This is a genomic window from Chryseomicrobium aureum (assembly GCF_016909155.1).
In the GTDB taxonomy this organism is placed as follows: Bacteria; Bacillota; Bacilli; order Bacillales_A; family Planococcaceae; genus Chryseomicrobium; species Chryseomicrobium aureum.
The window spans coordinates 301,831-314,053 of record NZ_JAFBFG010000001.1 but is presented as its reverse complement, the minus strand read 5'-3'; the positions used below and the strand labels follow the sequence as shown (position 1 = coordinate 314,053).

The following is a 12,223-nucleotide window of genomic DNA, read 5'->3' as shown; positions in this document are numbered from 1 at the left end:
AAGACCGATTAAAAAATCGGTCCTTATGATTCTTGCCGTTCAATTACTCCACTGTTTCAGGAACTGTAATTTCACCATCAATGATTTGTTGTTGGAACTCTTCGATTTGTGCCATTACATCCTCAGAGATTGCTCCACGAGAATCTGCAAGGCCAACGCCCTCTTCAGCTAAGCCATAAACTGTTTGCTCTCCACCAGGGAAGTTACCAGCTGCTGCTTCTTCAGAGATGCGGTAAACCGCTTGGTCAACACGCTTCAACATAGATGTTAAAGTTACGTTAGTATCGCCAACTGCACCCTCTTCGTATTGGTCAGAGTCAACTCCGATTACCCATACAAATGCGTCAGCATCTTTTGTTTTACGCTCTTTCGCTTCTGCGAATACTCCGTTACCCGTACCACCAGCAGCGTGGAAAATAATATCTACGCCTGAAGAGTACATGCGGTTAGCAGTTGTTTTACCAAGTGAAGCGTCATCGAATGATCCTGTGTACTGAACATCGACTTCGATTTCTGGGTCAACTGCTGCAACTCCTGCTAAAAATCCAGCTTCGAAACGCTCGATTACTGGAATTTCCATTCCACCAACGAAACCGATTTGCTTCGACTCAGACATTAAAGCTGCTGCAACTCCTGCTAGGAAAGCTCCCTCTTGCTCTTTGAAAAGAACAGATGCAACGTTTGGCTGATCAACAACAGCATCGATGATTGCTAATTGTGCATCCGGTTGCTGTACAGCGATGTCATTTACCGCTGATTCCATTAAGAAACCAATTCCAAACACGACGTCAAAGTCACGACGAACTAGGTTGTTAAGGTTTGTTACGTAGTCAGCATCTGAAGCTGATTGTAGGTAATCATAACCGCCATCGCCTTGCTCTAGGCCGTTATCTTCCCCAAACTTTTTAATACCTTCCCAAGCAGATTGGTTGAATGATTTGTCATCCACTCCACCTACGTCAGTAACCATTGCTACTGAGAAATCAGATGTTTCTTCTGTCTCTGTATCCCCACCAGTTGAACCAGTGTTGTTTTCTGTAGTTTCTTCATCAGAACCACACGCTGCAAGAAGAGTACCTGCTGCTAACATTACTGAAAGACCTAAACCGTATTTGCGTTTTGACACGTTAAAAACCCCCAAAATTAGTTTCTTATTAGTAGGAATTGACGATTACACCCGTTTACGAATTACGTGAAAGCTAAACTTATCTGCCCGAAAATAATTCTTCGAGTAGAGAACTACGCGATCTTGCTCATCGTAATGAAGCTGCTTCAACACAAGAAGTGCCGTTTCTGGCTCACAGTTTAATGTCGGTGAAGCCACATCATGGTAGCCCATTGGATCGATAAATGTCACAGCATGTGAAACGCGTAGTTCACCAGATTGTTCGAGTGCTGAGAAAAGTGACCCTTCTTGCCGGCTCAAGTAATCTTCCGGAAGGTACTTCGCTGGAACTTTATCAACACAATACACTACTGGGTCACCATCAGCGGTTCGTACACGCTCAATTGTGACGATTAAATCGTCTTCAGAACATCCAAAACGTTGAACATCTTCTTCTGTTGGAAGCGATTGCAAAGAACTTAAATAAATAACTCCAGGTTCCATACCGGCTTGCTTAATCATGGATGAAACGCTGGAAAGCTGCTCGATGCCAGATGTAAAGACAGGTTTTGAATTAATAAATGTCCCTACTCCATGGCGTCTGACAATTATGTTCTCTTCCTCGAGCAAACGAAGAGCCTCTCGCAAAGTGGCTCGGCTGACACCGAGCATTTTTGCGAGTTCGAATTCAGAGGGAAGTTTCTCCTTCTCTTTGAACACACCATTGTCGATATCTTTTTTGATACGATCAATTACCTGCAAATATAAATGTCGTTGATCAACCTTAATTGACACACACTACACCACCAATAACCAAAGAGATCAGACCTCTGATGTAAAACATTCCTACTAATCAGTCATACTATACCATTTAAAATCTTAAAAATAAATAGTTTTTTCACTTAAACCGCAAAACTTTTAATCTTTTTGTAATCATTTTGTCATACTTCTTCCATATCGTATGTCCCACGATTCATTAATACCTGACGTGGCTTAGACCCTTCGTATGGGCCAACTATCCCAGCTAATTCAAGCTGATCAATAATTCGAGCTGCACGGGAATAGCCTACACGAAAACGTCTTTGAATCATCGATACTGAAGCTGTTTGCATTTCCATTACCAGTTGTGCAGCGTCATCAAATAAATCATCGCGCTCTTCTTTTTGAACTGTTTCTTCCACTTCTGTCGGAATCATTTCTTCTACGTAGTTTGCTTTTTGTTGCTCAATTACAGCATCTACTATGCGTTCAACTTCAGAATCGGAAACAAATGCTCCTTGCACACGCACCGGTTTGGAATTTCCAGATGGGTGGAATAACATGTCCCCTCGTCCCAGTAATTTTTCTGCTCCTCCCATATCTAAAATCGTACGAGAGTCGATTGCAGAAGATACCGAGAACGCAATACGAGATGGAATATTTGCTTTGATAATACCTGTGATAACATCAACACTCGGGCGTTGTGTAGCGATAATTAAATGAATGCCGGAAGCTCGTGCCATTTGTGCAAGACGTGTAATAGAGTCTTCCACATCATTTGAAGCAACCATCATCAAGTCCGCTAACTCATCGACGAACACAACAATATAGGGAAGCTTTGCATGTTGCTCTTCATTCTCATTGTTCCAGTTCTCTACATATAGGTTGTAGCCTTCCATATTTCGTGTGCCCGTATGAGAGAACAAATCGTAGCGCCGCTCCATTTCAGAAACAATTTTTTTCAGTGCTTGTGAAGCTTTTCGCGGATCTGTTACAACAGGTGCAAGCAAATGCGGAATCCCATTGTATACATTTAATTCGACCATTTTTGGGTCAATCATCATCATTTTCACTTCATGCGGTTTTGCACGCATCATCAAACTGACAATAATCCCGTTCATACAAACACTCTTCCCAGAACCAGTAGAACCTGCCACGAGAAGGTGAGGCATTTTATTCAGTTCAGCAACAACTGCTTTTCCAGTGATATCGCGCCCGAGAGCCACAGCAAGTTTTCCAGGGTTGCCTAGTGAACTCTCTTCTAATACTTCACGTAAGCTAACCATCGCCACTTCAGAATTTGGTACTTCGATCCCAATTGCAGATTTTCCAGGAATCGGCGCTTCAATTCGAATATCACGTGCAGCAAGAGCTAGTGCTAGGTCGTCACTTAAACTAACAATGCGACTCACTTTTACTCCCACGTCAGGAAGTACTTCATATTTTGTCACAGCAGGACCAAGGTGCACTTGCGTGACTTTTGCCTTCACTCCAAAACTTAAAAATGTCTGTTCTAATTTCTTTGCGTTGGATTGAATTGCGCCAAGCTCAGAGCTTTGATCCGCATGTGGAGAAGGCGTTAATAATTCAAAACTTGGCAATAAATAATCTTCATTTTCAAGCTCTCCACCTGCAATCGTGATTTCCACATCTTTTACAGGTTCTTCTGGCTGTTTTTCCACGCTCGGTTTTGGTCGTTCATTGAAAGCCGAAATAATGGGTGCTTGTTGAGGAAGTTCTTCTATCTCTTCTTTAGTAGACAATTGCTCGTCATGCACACCAACTTGAATTGACTGCTCTGGAGTTGATTTTGGCTTTGCGTGCTGAGCCCTCTTTTTTGGTTTTTCAGATTGCGCTTGCATCCATCCTTTTACAGAATCAAAGCCTGCTACACTTGCTTGTTTTGAAAACGCAGCAAGCCATGGAATTAACGCTTTTCCAGTAATAATGATAAGTCCAATTGATAGGATAATCCAAGCGACGATCACGGCGCCAGTCGATGCAACTAAAGCACTTGCAGAAGCATACAACACACCACCTAAAAGGCCTCCTCCAAGGTTTGACGTCACTGTGTCAGAAAACAATACTGTCAGAGTTTCTTTCATAACAGAAGAATCTACAGCAAAGCCCATTTCGGTTCGTTGAGTAATCATAAAATGGTGGCTGAGCATCAAAATTCCCGTAAACACTAAAATCGAGCCACTAGTAATGCGATTTGTCCATTTTGGAAAGGTTTGCTTTACCATCATCCAAAGTGCATAGAGAATAAAGAAAAAGGGAAGTGCCATATGCCAGTTTCCAAATAACGCTTCACCCACAAAGTGAATTGCAGATCCAACAGGACCAAATTCGAACAAACCGATGACAGCGAGTCCAATTAATAAAAGACCAATCACTTCATACAACAAAGGATGCATGGGTGTTTTCTTCTTTTTTGTGGTCTTTCGTTTTGTTTGTTTTCGTGCCACTTCGCTCACCTCATTTTCATAAGTAAAAAGGGCCTCCTCCCCGGAAGGTGGAAACCCTGTACAATTTAATATTCCATAATGATCGGAATGATCATCGGGCGTCTCTTCGTTTGCTGGAAAAGATACGAGTGCAATGTATCCCGAATCTCTTGCTTGATATTCGTCCACTCAAACGATTCTTTCTCTGTATACTTTTCAACAACCGTTTTCACTTTTTGTTGCGCTTCCTGCAGTAGTTCTTCAGATTCGCGTACATACACAAATCCACGAGATAATACTTCAGGTCCACTGGCAATCTTACGCTTCTTGCGATCTAACGTCACGACGACAATGAAAATACCATCTTGCGATAATAATTTACGGTCACGAAGCACGATATTTCCAACATCTCCTACTCCTATCCCATCAATCAACACATTCCCTGCTGTAACGCGGCCACTCATGCGCACCTTGCCGTTTTTAAACTCGACAATGTCCCCTTTATCCGCAATAAAGATTTGAGACTTCGACATGCCTGTTTGTTGAGCCAGCTTTGAGTGAGCAATCAGCATACGATATTCACCTTGAACGGGAATGAAATGCTTCGGTTTTAAGAAGTTGATCATCATCTTCAAGTCTTCTTGACTACCGTGACCGGATACGTGGACATTTTTAGCAGATGTCAACACGCGTGCTCCCGCTTTTGCGATGCTATTCATCGTGTGGTACATGCTTACTTCCATACCTGGAGATGGTGTGAACGTAATCAGTACTGTATCATTTTCATTGATTTTAATTTCACGATGTTGTTTGCGCACCATTTTTTCAAGTGCTTCTAATGGTTCACCTTGTGTACCGGATACGATGATAACGAGGTTATCTTCATCAACTGAACTGATTTCTTTTAAAGGAATCAATACATCTTCTCCGACAATCATGTAGCCCAAGTCTATTGCGATCTTCATCGTCGTTTCTAAAGTACGTCCCGCAAATGCCACTTTTTTACCGGTTTCCTTAGCTTTATCTAACACTTGCTGGATACGGATAAAGTTAGACGCGTAAAGAGCTACAATAACGCGCCCTTTTGCAGCATAGAACGTGTCTGATAATTGGTTTGCAATAACGGTCTCAGACGTTGTATACCCTGGACGTTCTGCTTCTGTTGAGTCGGATAGCAACATAAATACACCTTGATCACCAAGCATTGCAAGTTTGGCTAGGTCTGGTGCGTATTTTCCTTGCGCTGACTGATCAAATTTGAATTCACTTGTGTAAACGATTGGACCTTCTGATGTATGGAACACAATCCCAAGTGTGTCTGGAATGCTGTGTGTCACATGGAAAAATGTCACGTGCGTACGACTAAAGTTCATGCGACTTGCGTTTGTTACTTCGAAAAACTTTACCGGTTGCTTTGGTTTTAAATCTTTTAAATGCGTTTTTGCAAGCGCGATTGTAAGTTTCGAACCATAAACAGGCGCTGATATTTTTTGAAGTAAGTATGCAATTGATCCAATCGCATCTTCATGACCATGTGTTAAAAAGATACCCTTTACACGATCTTTATTTTCTTCTAAATAGCTTAAATCAGGAATGACGATGTCGATCCCCAGCATTTCATTTTCCGGGAACATCAGTCCGCTGTCGACAACGAAGATTTCATCGTCAATTTCCACAACGTACATAGCCTTTCCGATTTCTCCAACTCCACCGAGTGGAATCACGCGAATTGATTCATTAACAGTTTTCAATTGATTTCCTCCTAAATAAGTACCCGCACCTTTTCACTAGTCTTCATTATAGCTTACTCGTTGCGTTTTAGAAAGTAGGGGTGAAACGAAAAAAAGACTGAGTTTCCTCAGTCTTGGATCGTGCGTGTTAATTTATTCCGGCCTTCTTCAAATTCTGCCCAAAGTGTATCAAAGTTTGCTTTCTCTTCGGCACTTAATGGAACGAGGGGTAAACGCACGTCCTCTGAAAAACCGTGCAGCTTTCCGAGTGCATATTTGACGACTGTTGGATTCGGAGATGTGAACAGCCCATCAAAAAGTGGTTGTAGAAGTTGATGATATGCTCTAGCAAGCGAATGATTTCCTTGCTCAAAAGCTTGAATCATTTCTTGCATCTCTTTGCCGACAATATGAGATGCAACAGAGACGATACCACTAGCACCAATCGCATACAACGGCAATGTCAGACCATCATCTCCACTATATACTTTGAAATCTTTTGATGATTTACGGAGTATCTGTGTAATTTGGCCAACGTCTCCACTTGCTTCTTTCATCCAGTGAATGTTTGCATGCTTACTTAATTCAGCTGTAGTGTCAGCGGTCATATTGACAACTGAACGTCCGGGTATATTGTAGAGCATTAATGGCTTTGTCGCAGCATCAGCAATCGCTGTGAAATGGGCAATCATGCTGCGTTGATTTGGTTTATTGTAATAAGGTGCGACGACCATGCAACCATCAACACCGAGTGCTTCGACTTCTTTTGTGAAAGCAATCGTCTGTGCTGTGTTGTTTGAACCCGTTCCAGCGATTACAGGCACACGACCTGCTACTTGATTCACTACTGTTTGAATGACACGTACCTTTTCGTCATGAGACAACACTGGTGATTCGGCCGTAGTCCCATTCACTACAATACTTTCTGTACCTGATTGTAGCAAATGCTCTACAATTTTTTGTAGTTGGTTAACGTCAACTTCACCAGTCGATGTAAACGGTGTGATCAGTGCTGTTGAAACTTTACCTAAATTCACGAGGACACCTCTTTTTGTTCAATCATTTTTTCGGCAATCTGAATGGAATTCAGAGCGGCACCTTTTAACAGATTGTCCGCAACAATCCATAAATGAATTCCGGTCTTTTCAACTGGGTCTTTACGAATTCTGCCGACGAATACTGGATCTTCATCTGTTGCGTAGAGTGGCATCGGGTACACTTGAGCTGTTGGATCATCTTGTAGGACCACGCCTTCAGCCGCTGTTAAAACGTCTCGAATCTCCTGTAATGATAGCTCTTGTTCTGTTTCTAAATAGACGGATTCAGAGTGTCCTGTGACGACTGGAACACGCACACATGTAGCTGCAATTGAAAGGTCTGGCAAGCTCATGATTTTCTTAGTTTCGTTCATCATTTTCATCTCTTCAAATGTAAAACCATTTTCTTCAAACACATCGATTTGTGGGAGTAGATTCCCTGCAATCGGATAATGCTTTGGTTGACTCTTTACTGGTAACACTTGTGGCGACGGTTCCGAAAGTCCCAAAGCATGACTTTCTTTCGTCAACTCATCGATTGCCGCTGCACCCGAACCAGAAACGGCTTGATATGTCGAAACGATTACCTTTTTCAAACCTGCTTTTTGTCGAAGTGGTTCAAGTACACATACCATTTGAATTGTTGAACAGTTTGGATTCGCAATGATCCCGTTGTGTTCATGTAATGCCTGCGGATTCACTTCCGGCACCACAAGCGGCGTATCCGGGTCCATCCGAAAAGCACTTGTATTATCAATGACAACTGCTCCACGAGCCGCAGCTTCTTTTGCAAGCTTTCTGGAGACGTCTCCACCTGCTGAGAAGAACGCAAAATCCACACCATCAAACGCTTCCGGTTTCGCTTCTTCGATTGTATAGGTATGGCCACCAACTTTAGCAGTTTGGCCTGCTGAACGACTGGATGCCAATAATTTTATATGGGAGTATGGAAAATTCCTCTCAACTAGTTTCTCAGCTATTTTCTGTCCTACTGCTCCTGTTGCCCCTACGATGGCAACCTGGTATTGTTCACTCACTCTAAACTCCCCTTCCTGCATTCATAATGGCGATATTGTACCACAATTCGTATGATAATTCACGGGATTAAATAATTATTACTATTATTTTTAGAAGGCAACCTTTTAGACTAAGTCTCCGCTCACAGGTTCGACTACCAGTTCCGCATGTTCTAGCAGTCCATATTTCTTACCGTCTTGCACACCTACCAATTCTTTACGAATCAACTCCGATAAACACATAAACCCCCCTTATCCAGTACTATATGTTACTGGGAAAGAGGAGTTTCATGAATTATGAAGCATATGGTTTTAAAATAGAACAAGATTTTGGATTTTGGAACAATTGTGCGACACGCAAAATATCCTCTAGTGTGACAGCTTTGTATTTTTCTAAGTAGCTTTCTACTGAATGTTGCTCTCCGTATAAAATCTCGTTACGTGCGAGACGGTTCATCCATGTTGTAGAACTTTCTAAAGACAAAATTAAATTAGATTCAATTTGCGCGAGTGCGTTGTCGAGCTCTTGCGAAGTAAATCCAGTCGTGCAAATGTCTTTCACTATTTCATCGATTGCAGCAAGAAGCTCATTTACTTGATCTGTTGACGTCCCACCATAAATGGCAAAAACTCCTCCATCGATGTAAGAAGTATGATAACAATAGATCGAGTAGGCCAAGCCTTTTTCTTCACGTATCGTTTGAAAAAGTCGTGATGACATCGATCCACCAAGCATTGTCTGAAGCAGTACGATTGCATAAATATCTTCATCTAAAACAGAATGAGAATTCCAAGCAAGTGTCACATGGGCTTGTTCGATTTCTCGTTCATTCACGATTTCAACAGAATAGAACGGGGCTGGCAGCACTTCCTCCTGCTCTTGATTTTCCCACTCTACTGCACCGAATGTTTTCTCGATTTGCTGAATCAAACTGTCATTTACATTTCCAGCGACGGAGACGATGATTCGAGAAGGATGGTACATTTTGTTGTAAAATGCACAGACTTGTTCTCGTGAAAAAGAAGCGACAGTTTCACTCGTTCCAAGTATTGGACGTGCGAGAGGATGATTTTTATAAATTCCTTCCCACAAATATTCATGGACGATATCATCGGGTGTATCTTCTACCATATGAATCTCTTCAATAATCACTTGTTTCTCTCGTTCCATTTCTTCTGGGTCAAATACAGAGTTCCACAGCATATCACCAAGGAGTTCAATTGCCCGTTCCGCATAACGATCAACAACACGTGTATAATAACAAGTTTGCTCTTTCGATGTATACGCGTTACTATTGCCGCCAATTGTATCAAATGCAATCGCAAGATCTTTTGCTGACCGTGTCTTTGTACCTTTAAATAGCATATGTTCTATAAAATGAGCCATTCCGGACTCTTCAGGTTGCTCATGGCGTGACCCAACCTCGACCCATATCCCGATTGAAACGGAACGTGTGTGTTCCATCGGATGTGTCAATACACGGACACCATTCGGTAATGTTAATTTCGTCATGCTAATTCGACCTTTCAAAAAGACTAGAAAAGCCGCATGCCAATGCATGCAGCTTTCTCTTATTGTTGTTGTTCAGCGCGTTCTTTTTCTTCTTTCAACACGATTTTACGTGAAAGATTGACGCGTCCTTGGTTGTCGATTTCGATGACTTTGACTAGGAGCTCATCGCCCATTTTCAAGACATCTTCCACCGCTTTTGTTCGCTCTTCTTGAATTTCAGAGATGTGAAGAAGTCCATCTTTTCCTGGGAAAAGTTCAAGGAAGGCACCGAATTTTTCAATGCGTTTCACTTTCCCTAGATAGTATTCTCCGACAACTGCTACACGTACGATATTTTCAATCATAGCACGTGCTTTCGCAATCATCTCTTCATCTGAAGAAGCGATATAGATTGTACCATCTTGTTCAGTATCAATCTTAACACCTGTTTCATCAATGATCTTGTTAATCACTTTACCACCCGGTCCGATAACGTCACGGATTTTATCCGGATTGATTTTCAGTACATCAATTTTCGGTGCATATTGTGATAACTTCTCACGAGAAGCAGGAAGTGTTGCAAGCATTGACTCTAAAATTTGTAGACGGCCCGTTTTTGCTTGTGCTAGAGCTTCTTCTAGAATTTGACGAGATAACCCATCAATTTTGATATCCATTTGAAGAGCCGTGACACCTGCTGCAGTTCCAGCTACTTTAAAGTCCATGTCACCAAGGTGATCTTCCATCCCTTGAATATCTGTTAACACTGTATAGTGCTCACCTTTTTTTATAAGACCCATTGCAATACCCGCAACAGGCGCTTTAAGAGGCACTCCAGCATCCATCATCGCAAGAGTGGATGCACAGATACTTGCCTGAGATGTAGAGCCATTCGATTCTAATACTTCTGAAACAAGTCGCATTGTGTATGGGAATGTCTCTTCATCTGGAATCACTGCTTCTAAAGCACGTTCACCTAATGCACCGTGTCCAATTTCGCGGCGACCTGGTGCACGAATCGGACCAGTTTCTCCAACACTGAAGAGTGGGAAATTGTAATGATGCATAAAGCGTTTTGATTCTTCAATACCGAGTCCGTCGATGATTTGAACATCGCCTAGTGGACCTAATGTACAAATGCTGAGTGCTTGTGTTTGGCCACGAGTAAATAGTCCCGAACCATGAGTACGTGGCAGAACGCTCACTTCAGAAGAGAGTGGACGAATTTCGTCTTGCTTCCGACCATCTGGACGTACTTTTTCTTCTGTGATCAAACGTCGAACTTCTTCTTTCACAAGCATATCAACAGTTTGACGCACTTGCTTTACTGTATCGGCGTCTGCTTCTTCAGCCTCGAATGTTTCAATTACGCGCGTACGTACTTCATTGATTGCTTCATCACGTGCAGCTTTTTCTGCTACTTGTACAGCTGTGTTTACTTCAACTTCAGCCATTTCACGCACTTTTGCCACGATTGATTCATCAAGTTGATAAAGTGTTACTTCAGTCTTTGCCTTACCGACTTCTGCAACAATCTTTTCTTGGAATGCAATCAACTTTTTAATTTCTTCGTGGCCGAACATGATGGCTTCTAACATGATTTCTTCAGAAACTTCTTTCGCGCCCGCTTCTACCATGTTAATCGCATCTTTTGTTCCAGCGACAACTAAATCCATTAATGAGTTTTCCATTTGCTCTGTTGTTGGGTTGATCAGAAATTCTCCGTCAACATATCCAACTTGCACACCCGCAATTGGTCCTTCAAATGGAATATCTGAAACCGATAGTGCTAGAGAAGATCCAACCATTGCTGCCATTTCTGAAGAACAGTTTTGATCAACCGACATGACGATTGAAATCACTTGTACTTCGTTACGGAAACCATCGGCAAATAGTGGGCGAATTGGACGGTCAATTAAGCGGCTCGTTAAAATTGCACGTTCTGATGGACGGCCTTCACGCTTGATAAAGCCCCCTGGAATTTTACCGACGGCATATAATTTTTCTTCATAGTTTACAGTAAGTGGGAAGAAATCTAAGTTCTTCGGCTGTTTTGAAGCAGTGGCTGTAGACAATACAGTTGTATCTCCATAGCGTACTAAAACGGCTCCATTTGCTTGCTTGGCAAGCTGTCCGACCTCAATCGTCAGCGGGCGACCTGCCCATTCATACGTATACGTTTTCTTTTCGGTCATGTGCGTACTCCTCTCAACATCCAAATCCTTGTTATGTATCCTCTTGTAGTGTATCAGACTACTCTATATGATGAAAACAACTTTCTATTAGCAGAAAGACTCAACCTGTATCACAAGTTGAGTCTACTAAATTGAATATTCGAATTAGCGGCGTAAGCCTAATTTTGCAATCAATTCACGGTAACGTTGAACTTCTGTTTCACGTAGGTACTTCAATAGGTTACGACGACGTCCAACCATTTTGAATAGACCGCGGCGTGAGTGGTGATCTTTTTTGTGTGTACGTAAGTGCTCGTTTAAAGAGTTGATCTCTTCAGTAAGCATAGCGATTTGGATTTCTGGTGAACCCGTGTCACTTTCGTGTGTACGATACTCATTGATCAGTTCATTTTTACGTTCTTTTGTAATTGCCATGTTGGTTTCCTCCTAGAAAATAAAATAT

General features: G+C 42.1%; 10 protein-coding genes. All 10 read right to left on the bottom strand.

From position 1 onward, the window contains the following. Nucleotides 1-43: 43 nt before the first annotated feature. The 10 genes from JOD03_RS01625 to rpsO all read right to left on the bottom strand — a co-directional run bounded on the left by JOD03_RS01625 (nt 44) and on the right by rpsO (nt 12,195). A complete protein-coding gene (locus tag JOD03_RS01625) occupies nt 44-1,126 on the bottom strand; it encodes a BMP family ABC transporter substrate-binding protein (RefSeq protein ID WP_204589073.1) in 1,083 nt (360 codons plus the stop codon). A 45-nt stretch (nt 1,127-1,171) separates the two neighbouring features. After that, entirely contained in the window at nt 1,172-1,900 is a 729-nt protein-coding gene (locus tag JOD03_RS01620; protein ID WP_204589072.1) for a UTRA domain-containing protein, read from the bottom strand. A 146-nt stretch (nt 1,901-2,046) separates the two neighbouring features. After that, a complete protein-coding gene (locus JOD03_RS01615; protein ID WP_239584786.1) occupies nt 2,047-4,281 on the bottom strand; it encodes a DNA translocase FtsK in 2,235 nt (744 codons plus the stop codon). Between the two features lie 116 nt (nt 4,282-4,397). Continuing rightward, a complete protein-coding gene (locus JOD03_RS01610; RefSeq protein WP_204589070.1) occupies nt 4,398-6,062 on the bottom strand; it encodes a ribonuclease J in 1,665 nt (554 codons plus the stop codon). A 107-nt stretch (nt 6,063-6,169) separates the two neighbouring features. After that, nucleotides 6,170-7,078: a 4-hydroxy-tetrahydrodipicolinate synthase gene (dapA, locus tag JOD03_RS01605; RefSeq protein ID WP_204589069.1), complete on the bottom strand. Its 909-nt coding sequence runs from the start codon at nt 7,076-7,078 to the stop codon at nt 6,170-6,172. Continuing rightward, nucleotides 7,075-8,115, bottom strand: coding sequence for an aspartate-semialdehyde dehydrogenase (locus JOD03_RS01600; RefSeq protein WP_204589068.1), 1,041 nt, complete (start codon nt 8,113-8,115; stop codon nt 7,075-7,077). Before JOD03_RS01600 ends, dapA begins: the two co-directional genes overlap by 4 nt. A gap of 105 nt (nt 8,116-8,220) precedes the next feature. Next, nucleotides 8,221-8,337: a YlmC/YmxH family sporulation protein gene (locus JOD03_RS13960; RefSeq protein ID WP_476727373.1), complete on the bottom strand. Its 117-nt coding sequence runs from the start codon at nt 8,335-8,337 to the stop codon at nt 8,221-8,223. Between the two features lie 52 nt (nt 8,338-8,389). Beyond that, nucleotides 8,390-9,607: a M16 family metallopeptidase gene (locus JOD03_RS01595; protein ID WP_204589067.1), complete on the bottom strand. Its 1,218-nt coding sequence runs from the start codon at nt 9,605-9,607 to the stop codon at nt 8,390-8,392. Nucleotides 9,608-9,666: 59 nt separating this feature from the next. After that, complete coding sequence (gene pnp, locus JOD03_RS01590; protein WP_204589066.1) at nt 9,667-11,781, bottom strand: polyribonucleotide nucleotidyltransferase; 2,115 nt, start codon at nt 11,779-11,781, stop codon at nt 9,667-9,669. 144 nt (nt 11,782-11,925) lie between these two features. Further along, nucleotides 11,926-12,195: a 30S ribosomal protein S15 gene (rpsO, locus tag JOD03_RS01585; protein ID WP_204589065.1), complete on the bottom strand. Its 270-nt coding sequence runs from the start codon at nt 12,193-12,195 to the stop codon at nt 11,926-11,928. Between the last annotated feature and the right edge of the window lie 28 nt (nt 12,196-12,223).